This window comes from Acidovorax sp. BLS4 (genome assembly GCF_032929295.1).
In the GTDB taxonomy this organism is placed as follows: domain Bacteria; phylum Pseudomonadota; class Gammaproteobacteria; order Burkholderiales; family Burkholderiaceae_C; genus Paracidovorax.
In genome coordinates this window covers 4,569,826-4,586,977 of the sequence record NZ_CP136797.1, presented here as the reverse complement: position 1 = coordinate 4,586,977, position 17,152 = coordinate 4,569,826, and the positions used below count along the sequence as shown (strand labels likewise).

Here is a 17,152-nt window from a genome sequence, read left to right as displayed (position 1 = left end):
CTGCCTGGGAGACCAAAATGGGTATTACCTCGATAGGCATTGGCAGCGGGCTCGACGTCGAAACCATCGTCACCAAGACGGTGGCGCTGGAAAAGCAGCCCCTCGTTCAGCTGCAGGCCAAAGCGGACACCATCCAGACCAAGATTTCCACGTTCTCCCAGGTGAAGTCGTTGCTCTCGACTTTGTCGGATGCCGCGGCCAAGCTGACCCGGGACAGCGCGTGGAACGGCATGGCGGTCAGTTCTTCCAACAGTGCGGCTGTCACGGCCACCGTGTCGGGGATTGCCAGCGCATCGTCGTTCGGCGTGAGTGTGCAGCAACTGGCCCGCGCGCAATCGAATGCGTCCACCGCCGTGGCCAAGGACTCCGTGATTGGCGCAGGCACCATGACAATCCAGCTGGGGACCTGGGACTCCACCGCGAATCCACCGACCTTCGGCGTGGGATCCACGAAGCCGATCAATGTCTCGGTCAGCGCGACCGACACGATCACGAACATCGCCGCCAAGATCAACGAAGGCGATGCCGGCGTCACGGCCACCGTGTTGCGCGATGCCTCCGGCGAGCGGCTCCTGCTGCGCTCCAAGACCACCGGGGAAGCGTCAGGGTTTCGCGTGCAGGTGGCGGAGGACCCGGCGGCGCCGGGCCTCTCCAAGCTCGCCTTTGATCCGCAGAACTCCCCAGGCGTGGGCCTGGCGGCCAATACCATCCAGTACGCACAGAACACGCAGGCCAAGATCAACGGCATCAGCGTGACGTCCAAGGACAACACGTTCACCGAAGCCATTCCCGGGCTGACCCTGACGGTGTCGCAAGTGACCACGACCGACGTGGAAATGGGAGTGAAGGCCGATACCGCGACGATGAAGAAGAACATCCAGGATTTCGTGGATGCGTACAACGCCGTCAATGACCTGCTGGGTTCCTCGACCAAGTACGACAGCGAGAGCAAGACCAAAGGCGTGCTGCAGGGCGACAGCACGGCGGTCGGGCTGCAGAACTCGCTGCGGGCGGCCATCGGTGCCGCTGCGGGCGGCACCGCTGCCCTGCAGACGCTGTCCGACATCGGCCTGGAAGTCCAGCGTGGCGGCAAGCTGACGGTGGACAACACCAAGCTGGACAACGCGCTGAAAACGCCCGACACGCTCAAGCAGCTGTTCGCTTCCGACCCAGCCTCGGGCGGTACGGGCACCGGCGCCGCGGTTCGCATGAAGTCGTTCACCTCCGGACTGCTGTCGCTCGACGGCCTCATGAATAACAAGGCCGATGCCCTGGACCTGGAAGTCAAGCGCAACACCTCCGACCAGGACAAGGTGAACAATCGCGCGGCCGTATTGGAAAAGCGCATGCGGGCACAGTACACGGCGCTGGATACCCAGATGGGCAATCTTTCGGCCCTCAACAGCTACATCACGCAGCAGGTCGCCCAGTGGAACAAGTAAGTCCGGCGTCCGGGCCACCCGCCCCCGCGCGGGCTGGCCTGAACCCTGGATAAATCACCGCTGCGCCACTCTGTCAGAACGCCAAAACACCTCGTAAATGTCCTTGAGTTCCTTCTTGATCTGCCGATATTGAATGTAAGTAGCATGAAGGAGTTCTCGATGTACACGCCAGTCAGTTCCCGCGCCGCCTCGGTCTATCGGCAGGTCGGTGTGCAATCCAGTGTGGATGGCGCCTCGCCCCATCAATTGATCCAGATGTTGTTCGATGGCCTGGTGCAATCGCTCAACGCCGCCCGTGGCTCCATGCAGCGCGGCGACGTGGAAGAAAAGGGCCGCCACCTGGGCAAGGCCGTGCGCATCATCGAAGAAGGCCTCAAGGGCGGCCTCAACCCTGTGCAGGGTGGTGAGCTGGCTGCGAATCTCCGTGCGCTGTATGACTACTGCGTGGGCCGGCTCACCATGGCCAACCTGCGCAACGACGTCACCCTGGTGGAAGAAGTGGTCAACCTGATCGTGCCGGTGGCGCAGGGTTGGGGCGAGATCGGTGCCGGCGGCCGTCCTTCGGCCTCCGGTGGGAGAAACTAAGAATGTCTGAAATGCTCATCGATTACTACAAAGCCATCGAAGACAGCAGTGCCAAGATGCTGGAGGCTGCCAAGCTCAAGGATTGGGACGGCGTGGTTCGCTATGAAGGCGCCTGCGCGGTGCTCATCGAGCAACTGCGATTCAAGGCCCAGGAGCACGATCTGTTGCCGGAGCACCGCCGGGAAAAGACGCGCATCATGCAGCGCATCCTGAGCAACGATGCCCAGATCCGCTGCCTGGCGGAACCCTGGCTGTCGCAGTTCGAGCATTTGCTGGAGCGCCAGCCGCAGATGATGCATTGAGGAGGGGTGGGGCCCGCCCTTCGCCGGGCTGTCTGCCCGGCCAGTGCCTCCCGGCGCCACCGCGCAGCGCAGCGCAACGAACGGCAAGCCGGCATGCCTGACGCGCAGTGCGCCTTCGGCCGTGTTGTTTTCAGGATCGCCGCCGCCGAGAGGGTTTGATGTGGGCGGTGCAGGGAATCGAAAGCCCATGCGGCGCGGATGTATCAGCCGCAGCGGTGCAAGGTATTACCAGTCAAATGGCCTTCCAGTGCAATAAACACTAGGGCATTAAGCTATAAAAATAATAGCAAATGATGGGTTGGATGTTGCGGGCTGGCGTCAAACCTGCATGTTCATGATGTCGGTGTAGGCCTGAACCATGCGGTTGCGCACGTGCAGCGTGGCCTGAAAGCCGATCTGGGCCTTCTGGATCGCCACCATGGTTTCTTCCAGGCTGACGGCCGGATTTTCCATCTGCACTTCCTTTTGCAGGTCGGCCGCCCGGTTCTGGGAGGCGCTGACCGACTGCAGCGCGCCCTTGAGCGCCGAGGAAAACCCCACTTCCTGCGAGTCCTGCGGTGCCGCGGCACGGCGCGCAAGGCCGGCGCCTGCAAGTGGCGTGGTGGGGCTTGATATGCGGAGGTCCATGGCTGTGTCCGAAGGAATGGCGGGATGGTGCAATCCTAGGGGGCCGGCGCCGCGCCATCCTGGGGAATAGATGGTGAAACGACGGCCTTATCTCGGCTACGTCGGCAAGGGGCTCGTCCAATAATCGCCCCACGCCAACCCTCTGCCGGGTCGGACCTTTTGGAAAGCACCATGTCCGCAGTTGCTGAAGTCCCTGTCATCAGTCCCGCCAACCCCTCGTGGATGCAGCGGTTTTCCGCGCTCGAACGGGGCCAGCGGATGCGCCTGGGCGCAGGCATGGTCTTGCTGATCGCTGCCGTGGTCGCCGCGGTGGTCTTCAGCCGCCAGCCGGACTACCGGGTGCTGTTCGCCAACCTGAGCGACAAGGATGGCGGTGCCATCGTGGCCCAGCTGTCCACGATGAACGTGCCCTACAAATATGCCGAGGGCGGCGGCGCCATCCTGATTCCGGCCGAGCGCGTGCACGACGTGCGCCTGCGCCTGGCCACCCAGGGCTTGCCCAAGGGCTCGGTGACGGGCTTCGAGCTGATGGAGACGAACCGGTTCGGCGTCACCCAGTTCCAGGAGCGGCTGAACTTCCAGCGCGGCCTGGAGGGCGAGCTGACCCGCTCGATCCAGGCGCTGTCTTCGGTGCAAAGTGCACGCGTGCATCTGGCACTGCCCAACCAGAACGGGTTCTTCCGCGAGCAGCAAAAGCCTTCCGCGTCGGTGCTGCTGAGCCTGTTCCCCGGCCGTTTCCTAGACCGCACGCAACTGGCCGGGATCGTGCATCTGGTGGCCTCCAGCGTGCCGGAGCTGTCGCCCTCCGCCGTGAGCGTGCTGGACGACACCGGCAAGCTGCTGTCGCAGTCCCCCGACACGGCCGCCGGTTCGGGCGTGGACGCACAGCAGCTGAGCTACGTGCAGCAGATCGAGCAGCAGTACACGCGCCGCATCCTGGACATCCTGGAGCCGGTGGTGGGCAAGAACAACGTCAAGGCGCAGGTCACGGCTGAGGTCGATTTCAGCCAGACCGAATCCACCTCCGAGCAGCACCGCCCCAACCAGACGCCCGACGCCAGCGCCGTGCGCAGCCAGCAGGTCGTGGAAAGCGCCGGCACCCAGGGCGCCCAGCCGCCCAGCGGCGTGCCCGGCGCCACCAGCAACCAGCCGCCCCAGCCTTCGACCGCGCCCATCAACGGCGCCAACCCCGCACCGACGGCCGCCGGTCAGCAGGGCGCGCAGGGCACGGGCAGCAAGCGCGAATCCATCACCAACTACGAAGTGGACAAGACCGTCCGCGTGACGCGCGGCGGCAGCGGCGCCCTCAAGCGTGTGAGCGCGGCGGTGGTGGTGAATTACCAGGCCGTGGCGGAAGCCGCGGGCAAGGCGCCCACCAACAAGGCCCTGTCGCCCGAGCAACTGGAGCAGATGACGGCACTGGTGCGCGAAACCATCGGCTTCAACAAGGAGCGTGGCGACTCGGTGAACCTCATGAACACGCCGTTCCTGGTCGATTCCACGCCCGTGGTGGACCTGCCGCTGTGGAAGCAGCCCGAGATGATCGAGCTGGCCAAGAGCCTGGGCTGGCCCGTGGGCATGTCCCTGTTCGCGGCCATGGTACTGCTCGGCCTGGTGCGCCCCGCCATCAAGGGCATGGGCAAGCCCCGGGCGATTCCGGTGGCCCAGGGCGGCCAGCTCGACGCCATCGAGGCGGAAGAGCCGCAGCGCCCGGCGCTGGCCGCGCCGTCCAAGCCCGAGGAGGTCGCCCAGACGCCCGAGCAACTGCGCCTGGAGGAGGCCCGTGTGCTGGCCAAGGAGAACCCGATGGCCGTGGCGAATATCCTCAAGACGTGGGTCAACGGCGAGTCGTGACGCGGCGCCGTGCGATGATTTCCCACCGACGCATGAAACCACGAGCTTTCCATGGATGACCAAGGCCTGAACGATGCTGCGATTTTGCTGATGTCCCTCGGCGAAGAGGAAGCCGCCGAGGTCTTCAAGCATCTGTCGCCGAAGGAAGTGCAGAAACTGGGCGAGACCATCGCCCGCATGCGCTCGGTTTCGCGCGAGAAGGTCGATTCGGTCATCAACCGCTTCTCCGGCGATGCCGCGGCGCAGAGCCTGCTGGTGTCCGACACCAGCAACTACGTGCGCTCGGTGCTCAAGCGCGCGCTGGGCGACGACAAGGCCGCGTTGCTGATCGACCGGATTCTCCAGGGCGGCGACGTTTCCGGTATCGAAAGCCTGAAGTGGATGGACCCGCTGTCGGTGGCCGAGTTGCTGCGCAACGAGCACCCGCAGATCGTCGCCGCCATTCTGGTGCACCTGGATTCCGAGCAGGCCGCAGCCGTGCTGATGCAGCTCACCGACCGCCAGCGCAGCGAGGTGCTGCTGCGCGTGGCCACGCTGGAGGGCATCCAGCCCACTGCGCTCAAGGACCTCAACGAGGTGCTGTTCAAGGTGCTGGCGGGGGGCGACAAGATCCGCAAGAGTTCGCTGGGCGGCGTCAAGGCGGCGGCCGAGATCATCAACCTGCTGGGCTCCAACATGGACAGCGTGGTGCTGGAGTCGATCCGGGGCTACGACCCCGACCTGGCCCAGAAGATCATGGACAAGATGTTCGTCTTCGACGACGTGGCCAAGCTCGACGACCGTGCGATTCAGACCGTGCTCAAGGAAGTGGCGTCCGAAACGCTCATCGTGGCGCTCAAGGGCGCCGTGCCCGAGCTGCGCGAGAAATTCCTGGCCAACATGTCGTCGCGCGCCGCCGAGGCCATGCGCGAAGACCTGGAGTCGCGTGGCCCGATGCGGCTGTCCGAAGTCGAGGCCCAGCAAAAGGAAATCCTCAAGACCGTTCGCCGCCTGTCGGATGAAGGCCAGATCGTGATCGGAGGCGGCGGTGATGACGCATTCGTATAACCCGCGCAGCTACACGCGGTTCATCCCCAGCGAAGAGGTCGGGGAGGTGACCCAGTGGCAGTTCGGCGCCGTGGACGGATCGGACCTGCTGCCCCCGGCGCCAGAGCCCGAACCGGAACCCCTGCCGGTCGTCTTCGACGAGGCCACGCACCTGAGCGCCCTGGAAGCGGCGCGGCAGGAGGGCTTCGAGCAGGGCCAAGCCCATGGCGAGGAAAAGGCCGGGCTGGAATGGCAGCAGCGCATGGACGACTACATCGCCGGCCAGGGCCAGGAGGTCGCGCAGCGGATGGACCAGGTGGTGCAGGCGGCCCAGGCCAGCCTCGTCCACATGCAGCAGCATGTCGCGCAGGAAGTGCTGCAGCTGGCCTGCGACATCGCCCGCCAGGTGATCCGCCAGGAACTGTCGAGCCAGCCGCAGGCCTTGCTGCCCGTGGTGCGCGAAGCCCTGGGCATGCTGATCGCCGAAGGCCGCCCGGCCACGGTGCGCATGAATCCCGCCGACTGGGAGGTGCTTGAAAAACCGCTGGGCGAAGCCTATGCGGGGGCCAAGGTGCAGTGGCTGCCCGATGCGGCCGTGGCCGCAGGCGATTGCTTCGTGGAGTCGGCCGGGACGGTGATCGATGGCTCGCTGGGCCGGCGCTGGGAGCGTGCGATCGCCGCGCTGGGCCTGGCGTCCGCCTGGGATGCCGAAGGGGAGAAGGCCCATGGCTGACACCCTCCCTGAAACTTCGCTGTTGCCGGATGCACCCGCTGGGGCCGATGTCCAGAGCCCGGCGGACACGGCCTGGGGCCGTTTCATGGCGGATGCGCGGGCCCGCGTCGCGCAGGGCGCGCCCCTGGAAACCCGCGGCACGCTCACCCGATTGACGGGGCTGGTGCTGGAGGCCGTTGGCATCCGCGTGCCCGTGGGGTCGCAGTGCATGGTGCAGATGCCTGGCCACGAGCCGGTGCTGGCGGAGGTCGTCGGGTTCTCGGCCGACCGCGCTTTCCTGATGCCGGCGGGGGACATCCACGGGCTGTCCAGCGGGGCCAGCGTGGTGCCTGCGGCGGCATATGTGCCCCAGCCGAGGCTCGGCGAGGACGCCCGGCCATCGCCGGCCGCCGGCGTGCTGCGGCTGCCGATGGGTGACGGGCTGCTGGGGCGCGTGATCGATTCCCAGGGCATTCCGCTGGACCATGGCGGTGCCGTGGTCAACGTGAATTCCGAGCCCATGGACCGGCGCCAGATCAACGCCATGGACCGCGATCCCGTGCGCGAGACCCTGGACACAGGCGTGCGTGCCATCAACGCCCTGCTCACCGTGGGGCGCGGCCAGCGCCTGGGGCTGTTCGCCGGCTCCGGCGTGGGCAAGAGCGTGCTCCTGGGGATGATGGCGCGCTACACGCAGGCCGATGTGATCGTCGTCGGCCTGATTGGCGAACGTGGCCGCGAGGTCAAGGAATTCGTGGAAGACATCCTCGGCGAGGAAGACCGGGGTCGCGCCGTCGTGGTGGCGGCGCCGGCCGATGCGCCGCCGCTGCTGCGCATGCAGGGCGCCGCGTACGCCACGGCGATTGCGGAGCACTTTCGCGACAAGGGCAAGCACGTGCTGCTGCTGATGGATTCGCTCACCCGCTATGCCATGGCGCAGCGCGAGATCGCGCTGGCCATCGGCGAGCCGCCCGCCACCAAGGGTTACCCGCCCAGCTGCTTTGCCAAGCTGCCGGCGCTGGTGGAGCGCAGCGGCAACGGATTGCACGGGGTGGGCTCCATCACGGCCTTCTACACAGTGCTGTCCGAAGGCGATGATCAGCAGGACCCGATCGCCGATGCGGCGCGCGCCATCTTGGACGGGCACATCGTGCTGTCCCGCGCGCTGGCGGAAACGGGGCACTTTCCGGCCATCGACATCGAGCAGTCGGCCTCGCGCGTGATGCACAACGTGGTGTCGCGGGAGCATTTCGAACTGGCCCGGCGGTTCCGCGCGGTGTATTCGCGCTACCAGAAGAGCCGTGACCTGATCCAGGTGGGCGCCTACATGAGCGGCTCCGACCCGGCGCTGGACGAAGCCATCCGTCTGCAGCCTGCCATGGCGGACTTTTTGCAGCAGAACATGTTCGAAGCGGCGCCCATGGGCGAAAGCCTGGGCTTCATGGGCGCGGTGCTCAACCATTGATGGGCCAGGGGTGAACCGACCATGTCTTCGCTGAATGCTTTTCTGGTGGCCGTCGAAATGGCCGAGCGCAAGCGCGACGAGGCGCGGCAGGTGCTGCAGGACGCGCAGCGCGCCCGCCAGGCATCGCAGGCCCAACTGCAGCAACTGGAAGGCTACGCGCTGGAAACCCAGGGACGCTGGGGCGCGCAGGCCGACACCACCGTCAAGCCCGAAGTCATGTACCACCACTACCAGTTCATGGACCGGCTCGCCCATGCGGTCGGCCTGCAGACCGCGGTGGTGGGCGATCAGGCCGGGCGCGTGGAACATGCCACCCGTGCCGTGCTGGCGGCCGAGTTGCGGCTGTCGGCATTGAGGAAAGTGGTCGAGAAACGGCGCCACGAGATGGACAAGCTCCAGGCGCGTCGCGATCAGAAGCAAACCGATGAGCGCGCTGCGCTGCAATTCGGCAAGGAAAACGCAACCCAGGGCCAGCAGGGGCCGAAGGAGTGGTGAACATGGAACCGACACGCATCAACAGCTCGCACACGACCCACGAGACGCGCGGCGCGCGTGCCGCCGGCAAGGCCAGCTCAGCGCAGGATGCTACGCAGCAGGCCGCGGGGCAGGGTGGCTTCTCCCTGCTGCTGGCCGCCATGGATACCACTGCATTCGGGGATAGCACCGCAGGGGCCCTGCCGGCCGATCCAAGCGCGGCCCAGGCCACCTGGCTGCAGGCCGGCGAAGCCGGTGCACTGCCGTTGGACCCTGCCGCACTGGCGGCGCTGCAGGGGGGGCAGTTTCCTACCCAGCTGCCCCAAGGCCAGGGGCAGATCCTGGCACAGGCTGGTGCGCAGCAGGGCATGCTGGGCCAACCGCTGGGCCGGGTGTTGGGCGACAACGCTGGAACGGGCGCCTGGGCCAATGGATTCAACGGCCTGATGGACTCGGGCAGCCTGGTCGGACAGACGGCCTGGATGGACCGTGCAACGGATCTGTCCGATGCGGCTGCACCGGTGGTCCCTGGCAGCACGCCTCATAAGGGCCTGCAGGCGCGCCTTTCGGCGGCTGCGGGTTCCTCCGCTGCCGGTTTGGGCGTCGACCCATCCGCGGCAGGAACAGGTGCTGCCGGCCTGCGCAATGCGCTGGGCAAGGAAGACAGGAAGCCGGCTTCGGCAGAGATGCCTGGCGCATTGACCGCAGCGGTTGCTGCCTTGGCGCCGGACCGGCGCGATGGAGCGGGCGCCGCCGGGGGGCCGGCATTGGCGCGGGCACCGCAGGATGCCCTGGGTGCGGCTGTGCCGGTCGCTGGCGCGGTGGCCGAAGCGGTGGCGTTGCGCTCTTCGGAGCGTGGCATGGAGTCCGGGGCCTCCGATGGGCAATCGTCACGGGGTGGCGCTTCCGGAGCGGAGTCCGGAATGGGCTTTTCCCTGAGCGACGCGCCGGTGGCCAACGATGGCTCAGGTGCGCTGGCCGACCCGTCGCAGGTGGGGGTAGAGGACCAGATCGCCGAACAGGTCGCCTACTGGGTGCACCAGAAAACACAGAACGCCGAACTCACCATCGATCGTGAAGGCCAGCCCGTGGAGGTCATGGTGTCGCTGTCGGGCAATGAAGCGCATGTCACGTTCCGCAGTGACCAAGCCAACACCCGCGAATGGCTGGACTCCAGCGCGGCGCAACTGCGGGATCTGTTGCGCAGCGAGGGGCTGGAGTTGTCCGGTGTCACCGTGGGGCAGTCGGGTAGCGACGGTGCAGGGGCTTCGGGCAGCGACGGCCGCCGCCCCGCTTCGGACCGCGACGGACCGGCACGGCACGCCCAGGTGCAGGCCGCCGTCGGCGTGGGCTCGGGAGCGGGCGTGGCCGTGAAGAGCCCTTCGGGTTCCGCCCGCGCGCTGGACGTCTTTGCCTGAACGCGAGCCGGCCCAGGCGCACCGGGCCGAAGAATGGCCGCGGGCGGCATGCCCGGGTGGGCCGACATCCCGCATCGGTTCTGGACGAAGCGCCGCCCTAGGAGGCTGAAAGCCATGGTTTTGGGCTTTTATTCTGGCTATTATCGAAAGCCGGGACGCCCAATAATGGGACATCGAATGAGGTGTGCCGCCTGTGCGGCCTTCGCTGTGCCGCCCTGTCCTGAATTTGTTGCGCAAGGAATCCCAACGTGTCTGCCAATCCTGCCGCCGCAGCGCCACCCAAGGCCAAGAGCAAGAAGATGCTCATCATCGGTGTGGTCGTTGCCCTGCTGGTCATCGCTGGTGCAGGCGCGGCCTGGTTCATCATGAGCAGCCGCAGCCACGCCGAAGACGAAGAGGGCGCGGAGGCCCGCCCCCACGCTCCGGCAGCGCCCAAGGTGGCACCCACCTTCCTGCCCATCGACAACATGGTCGTGAACCTGGCCGATACTGGTGGAGAGCGATTCGCCCAGATCGGTCTCACGCTGGAACTGGCCGATGCGAAAACGGCAGAGCAGGTCAAGCTCTACCTGCCGAGCATCCGCAGCGCCATCCTGATGCTGGTGTCGCAGCGCACCTCCGAGGAGTTGCTGGGCCGCGAAGGCAAGGAAAAACTGGCGACCGACATCCGGCGCGAAGTCTCCAAGCCCTTGGGATACACGGTGCCCAAGCCCCGCAAGCGCCCCGCCAGCCAGGAGGTGGAGGACGAAGAAGAGGCACCACGTGCCAAGCCTGCCGCTGATACGAATCCTGTGCGGCAAGTCCTTTTCTCCAGTTTCATCATCCAGTGACGGCGACAGGAGACTGCCATGAGTGATTCATTTCTGTCGCAGGAAGAGGTCGATGCCCTTTTGGAGGGTGTCACGGGTGAGAGCCAGAAGTCGGTCGAGGAAGTGGCCGAGACCGGAGCGGTCCGCAATTACGACATCTCCAGCCAGGAGCGCATCGTGCGCGGCCGGATGCCGACGATGGAAATCGTCAACGAGCGGTTCGCGCGCAACTTCCGCATCGGCCTGTTCAATTTCATCCGGCGCAGCCCGGAAATCTCGGTGGGCACGGTGTCGGTGCAGCGTTACAGCGCTTTCCTGCGCGAGCTGGCGGTGCCGACCAACTTCAACATCGTTGCCATCCGTCCGCTGCGTGGCAGCGGGCTGATCGTGTGCGAGCCGTCCCTGGTGTTCGGCATCATCGACACGCTGTATGGCGGCGTGGGCAAGTTCCAGACCCGCATCGAAGGGCGGGACTTTTCTCCGACCGAGCAGCGGGTCATCAACCGCCTGGTCGATGTGATCTGCGCCGAGTACAAAAAGGCATGGCACGGCATCTATCCGCTCGAACTGGAGTACCAGCGGTCGGAAATGCAGCCACAGTTCGCCAACATCGCGACCCCCAGCGAAATCGTGGTCTCCACGGCGTTCCAGCTGGAGATCGGGGACCTGTCCGGCGCGATTCATATCTGCATGCCCTATGCGACGCTGGAGCCTATCCGCGATGTGCTGTATTCGTCCACGCAGGGCGACTCCATCGAAGTGGACCGCCGGTGGGTGCGTGTGCTCACGCGGGAGATCCAGGCCGCAGAGGTGACGCTGGTGGCTGAACTGGCCAAGGCCGATGCCACGGTGGAGCAGTTGCTGGCCATGAAGCCCGGCGATTTCATCGAACTCGACCGCGAACCCCGTATCCGTGCCTCCATCGGAGGCGTGCCCATTTTTGAGTGCCAGTACGGCACGCACAACGCGAAATACGCCATCCGGATCGAGGAATGCCTGCGCAATTCCGATCTGAGCTGGCTGGGAGAAAAGAATGTCAACTGAAGGCGACAACGACAACAAGGACGCCAGCGCGGACGATCCGTTTGCCGGCTGGGCCGAGGCGCTGGAAGAGCAAAAGCGCACGGACGAGCCTGCTGCGGACCAGGGCGGCCCCCTGGCTGGCGACCCGGTGCGGCCTTTCTCGGCCAACTCGGACTCTCCGGTCAACGACATCAACATGGTGCTGGACATTCCGGTGCAGCTGTCGGTGGAGCTGGGCCGAACCAAGGTGCCGATCAAGTACATCCTCCAGCTGGCGCAAGGCTCGGTGGTCGAACTGGACGCGTTGGCCGGCGAGCCCATGGACGTGCTGGTCAATGGCTATCTCATCGCCCAGGGCGAGGTGGTGGTGGTGAACGACAAGTTCGGTATACGCCTGACCGATGTGGTCACGCCGTCGGAACGCCTGCGAAGGGTCAGCCGTGGATAGCGCGGGCGGCAACATGACGCAGACGCTGGTCATCGTCGTGCTCTTCGTGGCGGCCATTGCCACGCTGCCCTGGTGGATCCGGCGCATGCAGCAACGCCAGGGTGGCGGGCCGGGAGTGGCGGCGAGCGCCGCGTCCAAGGTGGTCTCCACTGTGGGTATCGGGCCGCAGCAGCGCGTGATCACGGTGGAAGTGGGGCCGGAGCACCAGCGGACCTGGCTGGTCCTGGGGGTCACAGCGCAGCAGATCCGGTGCCTGCATGTGATCGACCCTTCCGTGTCCGCCGGAGCGCCCCGGGGCGCGATTCCTGCGCCGTCCTTTGCCGATGAGGTGGCCGCAGCCAGGTTGCGGGGGCAAGAGGCGCCCCATGGCTGATCGCCGGCGCGCCTGGAGCGGGTGGGCGTTGGCGGTTGCCGCCACGGTTTTCGCTCCGGCGGCACTTGCACAAGCGGCACCGGGTTCGTTGCCCGTGCTGGTCGGTTCGGGCAACGCGGGCGCGAGCTTTTCGGTGCCCATTCAGACGCTGCTGTTCTTCACGGCCCTGTCATTTTTGCCGGCAGTGCTGCTCATGATGACGGGCTTCACCCGTATCGTGATCGTGCTGTCACTGCTGCGCCAGGCCATCGGCACCCAATCGGCACCGCCGAACCAGGTGATCGTGGGCCTGTCGCTGTTTCTCACGTTCTTCGTGATGGGACCCACCTTTGATCGCGTGTACCAGGACGCCTACGTGCCCTATACATCGAACACCATCACGTTCGAGCAGGCGCTGGAGAAGGCGGAGGCCCCTATGCGCGGCTTCATGCTCAAGCAGACGCGCCAGTCCGACTTCGCACTGTTCGCCCGCCTGGCCAAGCTCGATGCAGGGGCCACGGCGGAAACCGCGCCCCTTCGCGTACTGGTGCCGGCATTCGTGACCAGCGAGCTCAAATCGGCGTTCCAGATCGGGTTCATGATCTTCATTCCGTTCCTGGTCATCGACATGGTGGTTTCCAGCATCCTGATGTCCCTGGGCATGATGATGCTGTCGCCCGTGCTGGTCGCATTGCCGTTCAAGCTCATGCTGTTCGTGCTGGCGGACGGCTGGAATCTGCTGATCGGCTCCCTGGCCGCCAGTTTCGCCACCTGAGGAGCCCGCATGACCTCGCAAATGGTTTTGACGATGGGGCGAGACGCCCTGACCTTGCTGTTGATGATTTCGATGCCGGTGCTGGGCGTGGTCATGGTGGTGGGGCTGCTCGTCAGCATCTTTCAGGCGGTGACGCAGATCAATGAGGCCACGCTCGCCTTCGTGCCCAAGCTGATTGCTGCCATGGTGGTGTTCGCCATCGCCGGCCCCTGGATGATCACTTCGCTCGTGGACTTCATCCGCAGAACCATCGAATCCATTCCGTCGGTCGTGTCGTGATCACGTTTTCAGAGGCCCAACTGGTGGCTTGGCTGTCGCCGATCCTGTGGCCTTTCCTGCGCATCCTGGCCATGTTCATGGTGGCGCCAGTATTCTCCATGCGCGTGATTCCGATGCGGGCCAAGATCGGGCTGGCCTTCCTCATTTCGGTTTGCGCGCAGGCCGCTCTACCGGATCAGCCCATCATCAACATCAACGGGCGCGAGGCACTGGGTGCCGTGGCCCAGCAACTGGCCGTGGGGGCCGCCATTGGCTTTGCGGTGCGCCTCGTATTTACGGCGGTGGAACTGGCGGGCGAGGTGATCGGACTGCAGATGGGTCTCAACTTCGCATCGTTCTTCGATCCCTCCAGCAACACGCAGGTAAGTGCCGTGGCCCGGTTTTTCGGGCACATGGCCATGCTGCTCTTCGTTGTCATCAATGGCCACCTGATGGTGCTGATGGCGGTGGTCAAGAGCTTCGACAGCTTTCCTGTGAATGGCCATTTCATGCAGGCCCTGGGCCAGTTGCGATTGCATGATCTGGGTGCTTCGCTCTTTTCCAGCGCCCTGTGGATCGCCTTGCCCATGATTGCCCTGTTGCTGTTCGTGAACATGGCCATGGGCATCATCTCGCGCGTGGCGCCGCAGATGAACATCTATGCGGTGGGCTTTCCCGTGACGCTGACCGTGGGCCTTCTGGGCATCGCGGCGACCCTGCCCATGCTCGAGCAGCCCGTCATGGCGTTGATGCAGCAATCCATCGATCTTTTCGCTTCACAGCGGTAGACGGCCTGGCATTCAGACCAGCTGGTTTCGAATGGCGTACACCGTCAGTTCCGCGTTGTTGGTGAGCTTGAGTTTTTCCAACACGCGAGACCGGTAGACACTGACCGTTTTCGGGCTCAGCATCAGTTCTTCTGCGATGTCCGACAGGCGCCTTCCGGACGCTATCTTGACCAGGGTCTGCAATTCCCTCTCCGACAACGCCTCGTGGGGCAACTCGGGACTCGGCTGCGCCAAGCTGTCCGCCAGCATCTGCGCCACTTCCGGGGTGAGGTACTTGCGGCCTTTCATCACGGTGCGCACGGCTTCGATCAACTCCACGGGATCGCCCGCTTTGTTGGCATAGCCCTGTGCGCCCGCTCGCAAGCACCGCAGCGCATACTGGTCCTCGGGATACATCGATACAACCAGTACCTTGACGGCGGAGTCCGTCTCGCGCAGGCTGGCGAGCACCTCCAGGCCACTGCGGCCGGGCATGTTCAGATCAAGCAGCAGCACGTCGCAGGGCGCGGTGCGCAATACCTCCCTCAGTTCGGAGTAGCCGCCGGCCTCGCCGGTCACCTGAATGTCCGGTGCTTCCGAGAGCGTGTCACGGATGCCCCGCCGCAGGACCGCATGGTCATCACACAGTACGACCTGGATCATGGTGCCTCCTCTGAAATATTTTGGGGTGTCAGCGGCACCGACAGGATGACGGCGGTTCCGCGGCCGGGATGGCTGCTGATGTCGAGCCATCCTCCCACGGTGCGCGCTCGCTCTTGAAGGCCCTTGAGACCGAATGATTTGGGCTTCTCCCGCATGGCGGGCTCCATGCCTCGGCCGTCGTCGGTGACTTCCAGTGTCAGCACGCCCTCACTGTCCGACAGGTCGACAGAGACATGCCGTGCTTCGGCATATTTGAAGACATTGGTCAGGGCTTCCTGTGCCGCGCGGTAAGCCACCAGCTGAATGGCTGCGTCCACGTGGATTGTGTCCTTGTTGGTAAGAACCCGGGTGGGAATACCAGTGCGCCGCTCGAAACTTTCCGCCAGCCATTGCACTGCAGCCACCAAGCCCTGGTCCAGGATGGGGGGGCGCAGGTTCATCATGATGCGCTGACTTGCCTCAATGGCGTGCTGCAGCATCTCGGTGGCGGCCGCCGCGTGGGCCTGGGTCCCGTCGTCCTTGGCATGCCGGCTGATCCAGCCCACATCGAAGCGAACGGCACTCAGTGCACCACCAATGTCATCGTGGATCTCGCGGGCAATCGCGGCCCGTTCTTTTTCGATCGAGCTTTGCAGATGCTCGGTGAGTTCTGCCAGCCGCCTTTCGGACGCAGCCAGATCCGCCGTGGCTTTCTCCCTCGCGCGCCGAGCCTCGTGCACTTCGATGGCGCGGTCAATGACATGCGGCAACCTCGCCATGTCGTCTTTGAGAAGGTAGTCCGCAATGCCCAGCCGCATTGCATCCACGGCCGCTGCCTCGCCGATGGCGCCAGACAGCAAAACGAAGGGCGGGTGGGGCTCCCGCTGTGCCACCACACTCCAAGCGTCCAGCGCAGTGAAGCCAGGCAGGCGGTAGTCCGCAAGGATCAGATTGAAAGGCTCTGCATCGAGTTGCGCTATGAACGATGGCAGTGTGTCCACGTGGTGGATTTCATACACCACGTTGGCGCGGCGCAACGTAATGCAAGCCAACTCATGATCCGCTACAGAATCTTCTAAATGCAGGATGCGCAAGGGTTGATCCGTTACTCCTGATGGCATGGGGAACGCTATCATAGGATACATATTGGAACAAACAAGGGTGTTTGTCCCGTGCGGCGGTGATCGAGGAAAGTCGAGAGAATGGTTTGCATGGGACGTCTTTGCCAGTGGATTCCGCCACCAGCGTCTTGCCGAATTGGAATTTGTTTGCCCTGCAGCCGCTTGCAGTTCTGGAGAAACGATGCAATCTACGCTAACTAGCCCTGGCGGCCCAGGGGTTCAAGTGCCAGTCATGGTTGCTGCAGAATTGCAAGACTCCTTGTTGGTCGTCATGCATGATCTGCACCGCCTGGAGGGCTTGCTCAGCCATGCGACCGACAACCTGCTGGCACGCTTCGGCGAAGCCAACGGTGCATTGACCGACGATGTGGTTGGCGATTCGGCGGAACTCGCCGCGCTGCGGACGGCATTGCGCAGTGCCGTCACTGAGCTGCAATTTCAGGACATGGCCTCCCAGCTGATCTGGCACACCACGAAGGTGCTCCAAGGATGCGCTTTCCGTCTGGCCTCCGAAGCCATGGGCACCGAGGAGGGCGAAGAAGCCGCACCCTTCGCTGAAATGGCCCCCGACCGTCCCAATCCTGTCACGCAGAGCGAAATGGATGCAGGATCAATCGACCTGTTCTGAGCACGCGCCCGTAATTGGTTACCTTATATATTCAAGTGAGTGGAGCCCTACATGCAATCGATTCTTGCCGTTGATGATTCACCGTCCATGCGAAAGATGGTGTCCTTCACCCTGACCGGGGCGGGGTACCACGTGGTGGAAGCGGTCGACGGGCAAGACGCGCTCGAAAAGGCCGAAACCCACGATATCCATCTGGTGCTGGCCGACCAGAATATGCCGAGGCTCGATGGAATCGGCTTGACCCGCAAGCTGCGTGAGCACCCCCGGTTCAAGACCATACCCATTCTGATCCTCACTACCGAGTCAAGCGATCAGATGAAGCAGGCGGGACGTTCCGCTGGCGCCACAGGCTGGTTGGTCAAACCTTTCGATCCGAACCGCTTGATCGAAGTGATTCAAAAAGTCATTCGCTAACGCCATCGCG

The 17,152-nt window shown here is 64.5% G+C and carries 21 protein-coding genes; 18 read left to right on the top strand and 3 right to left on the bottom strand.

Annotated elements, in window-relative coordinates; translation table 11 throughout:
- Positions 1-17: 17 nt before the first annotated feature.
- The 3 genes from fliD to R1Z03_RS21195 all read left to right on the top strand — a co-directional run bounded on the left by fliD (position 18) and on the right by R1Z03_RS21195 (position 2,329).
- Positions 18-1,442, top strand: coding sequence for a flagellar filament capping protein FliD (gene fliD / locus R1Z03_RS21205; RefSeq protein ID WP_284407482.1), 1,425 nt, complete (start codon positions 18-20; stop codon positions 1,440-1,442).
- 159 nt (positions 1,443-1,601) lie between these two features.
- The gene (fliS, locus tag R1Z03_RS21200; RefSeq protein WP_284431706.1) at positions 1,602-2,027 is read left to right on the top strand and encodes a flagellar export chaperone FliS; all 426 of its coding nucleotides are present in this window, start codon (positions 1,602-1,604) and stop codon (positions 2,025-2,027) included.
- Positions 2,028-2,029: 2 nt separating this feature from the next.
- The gene (locus R1Z03_RS21195; RefSeq protein WP_092745692.1) at positions 2,030-2,329 is read left to right on the top strand and encodes a flagellar protein FliT; all 300 of its coding nucleotides are present in this window, start codon (positions 2,030-2,032) and stop codon (positions 2,327-2,329) included.
- A 318-nt stretch (positions 2,330-2,647) separates the two neighbouring features.
- Here R1Z03_RS21195 and fliE read toward each other — a convergent pair whose 3' ends face one another.
- Complete coding sequence (gene fliE, locus R1Z03_RS21190) at positions 2,648-2,956, bottom strand: flagellar hook-basal body complex protein FliE (protein WP_272565395.1); 309 nt, start codon at positions 2,954-2,956, stop codon at positions 2,648-2,650.
- A 171-nt stretch (positions 2,957-3,127) separates the two neighbouring features.
- On the opposite strand from fliE, the gene fliF reads away from it, so the two are divergent.
- The 13 genes from fliF to fliR all read left to right on the top strand — a co-directional run bounded on the left by fliF (position 3,128) and on the right by fliR (position 14,358).
- Complete coding sequence (gene fliF / locus R1Z03_RS21185) at positions 3,128-4,810, top strand: flagellar basal-body MS-ring/collar protein FliF (protein WP_284402654.1); 1,683 nt, start codon at positions 3,128-3,130, stop codon at positions 4,808-4,810.
- Positions 4,811-4,861: 51 nt separating this feature from the next.
- Positions 4,862-5,857 carry a flagellar motor switch protein FliG gene (fliG, locus tag R1Z03_RS21180; protein ID WP_272565391.1) on the top strand — a complete coding sequence of 332 codons (996 nt, stop codon included), beginning with the start codon at positions 4,862-4,864 and terminating at the stop codon, positions 5,855-5,857.
- Complete coding sequence (locus R1Z03_RS21175; protein WP_284414736.1) at positions 5,841-6,569, top strand: flagellar assembly protein FliH; 729 nt, start codon at positions 5,841-5,843, stop codon at positions 6,567-6,569. Before fliG ends, R1Z03_RS21175 begins: the two co-directional genes overlap by 17 nt.
- Before the next feature lie 85 nt (positions 6,570-6,654).
- Entirely contained in the window at positions 6,655-8,013 is a 1,359-nt protein-coding gene (gene fliI, locus R1Z03_RS21170) for a flagellar protein export ATPase FliI (RefSeq protein ID WP_284402669.1), read from the top strand.
- Between the two features lie 21 nt (positions 8,014-8,034).
- The gene (gene fliJ / locus R1Z03_RS21165; RefSeq protein ID WP_317354819.1) at positions 8,035-8,508 is read left to right on the top strand and encodes a flagellar export protein FliJ; all 474 of its coding nucleotides are present in this window, start codon (positions 8,035-8,037) and stop codon (positions 8,506-8,508) included.
- A 2-nt stretch (positions 8,509-8,510) separates the two neighbouring features.
- The gene (locus tag R1Z03_RS21160; protein ID WP_317354817.1) at positions 8,511-9,905 is read left to right on the top strand and encodes a flagellar hook-length control protein FliK; all 1,395 of its coding nucleotides are present in this window, start codon (positions 8,511-8,513) and stop codon (positions 9,903-9,905) included.
- 248 nt (positions 9,906-10,153) lie between these two features.
- On the top strand, positions 10,154-10,735 hold the full coding sequence (gene fliL / locus R1Z03_RS21155) for a flagellar basal body-associated protein FliL (protein WP_272565383.1): 582 nt from the start codon (positions 10,154-10,156) through the stop codon (positions 10,733-10,735).
- Positions 10,736-10,753: 18 nt separating this feature from the next.
- Positions 10,754-11,758, top strand: coding sequence for a flagellar motor switch protein FliM (gene fliM / locus R1Z03_RS21150; RefSeq protein ID WP_272565382.1), 1,005 nt, complete (start codon positions 10,754-10,756; stop codon positions 11,756-11,758).
- Positions 11,748-12,185: a flagellar motor switch protein FliN gene (gene fliN, locus R1Z03_RS21145; RefSeq protein WP_284407477.1), complete on the top strand. Its 438-nt coding sequence runs from the start codon at positions 11,748-11,750 to the stop codon at positions 12,183-12,185. Before fliM ends, fliN begins: the two co-directional genes overlap by 11 nt.
- 13 nt (positions 12,186-12,198) lie before the next feature.
- Positions 12,199-12,558 (top strand): flagellar biosynthetic protein FliO, encoded by a 360-nt coding sequence (locus tag R1Z03_RS21140; protein WP_284431717.1) that lies wholly within the window; start codon positions 12,199-12,201, stop codon positions 12,556-12,558.
- Positions 12,551-13,312: a flagellar type III secretion system pore protein FliP gene (gene fliP, locus R1Z03_RS21135; RefSeq protein ID WP_284431708.1), complete on the top strand. Its 762-nt coding sequence runs from the start codon at positions 12,551-12,553 to the stop codon at positions 13,310-13,312. Before R1Z03_RS21140 ends, fliP begins: the two co-directional genes overlap by 8 nt.
- 9 nt (positions 13,313-13,321) lie before the next feature.
- The gene (fliQ, locus tag R1Z03_RS21130) at positions 13,322-13,591 is read left to right on the top strand and encodes a flagellar biosynthesis protein FliQ (protein WP_272565375.1); all 270 of its coding nucleotides are present in this window, start codon (positions 13,322-13,324) and stop codon (positions 13,589-13,591) included.
- Positions 13,588-14,358, top strand: coding sequence for a flagellar biosynthetic protein FliR (gene fliR / locus R1Z03_RS21125; RefSeq protein ID WP_272565373.1), 771 nt, complete (start codon positions 13,588-13,590; stop codon positions 14,356-14,358). The genes fliQ and fliR overlap by 4 nt, the downstream gene beginning before the upstream one ends.
- A gap of 12 nt (positions 14,359-14,370) precedes the next feature.
- On the opposite strand, the gene R1Z03_RS21120 is transcribed toward fliR, so the two are convergent.
- Both R1Z03_RS21120 and R1Z03_RS21115 read right to left on the bottom strand, forming a co-directional pair.
- Positions 14,371-15,000 (bottom strand): response regulator transcription factor, encoded by a 630-nt coding sequence (locus R1Z03_RS21120; protein ID WP_284431709.1) that lies wholly within the window; start codon positions 14,998-15,000, stop codon positions 14,371-14,373.
- Positions 14,997-16,115 carry an ATP-binding protein gene (locus tag R1Z03_RS21115; RefSeq protein WP_372588183.1) on the bottom strand — a complete coding sequence of 373 codons (1,119 nt, stop codon included), beginning with the start codon at positions 16,113-16,115 and terminating at the stop codon, positions 14,997-14,999. The genes R1Z03_RS21120 and R1Z03_RS21115 overlap by 4 nt, the downstream gene beginning before the upstream one ends.
- A 166-nt stretch (positions 16,116-16,281) precedes the next feature.
- Between R1Z03_RS21115 and R1Z03_RS21110 the strand changes: the two genes are divergently transcribed.
- Positions 16,282-16,728, top strand: coding sequence for a hypothetical protein (locus R1Z03_RS21110; protein ID WP_272565370.1), 447 nt, complete (start codon positions 16,282-16,284; stop codon positions 16,726-16,728).
- A gap of 51 nt (positions 16,729-16,779) precedes the next feature.
- Positions 16,780-17,142, top strand: a complete 363-nt coding sequence (locus R1Z03_RS21105; protein ID WP_092745705.1) for a response regulator — start codon at positions 16,780-16,782, stop codon at positions 17,140-17,142.
- Positions 17,143-17,152: the final 10 nt, after the last annotated feature.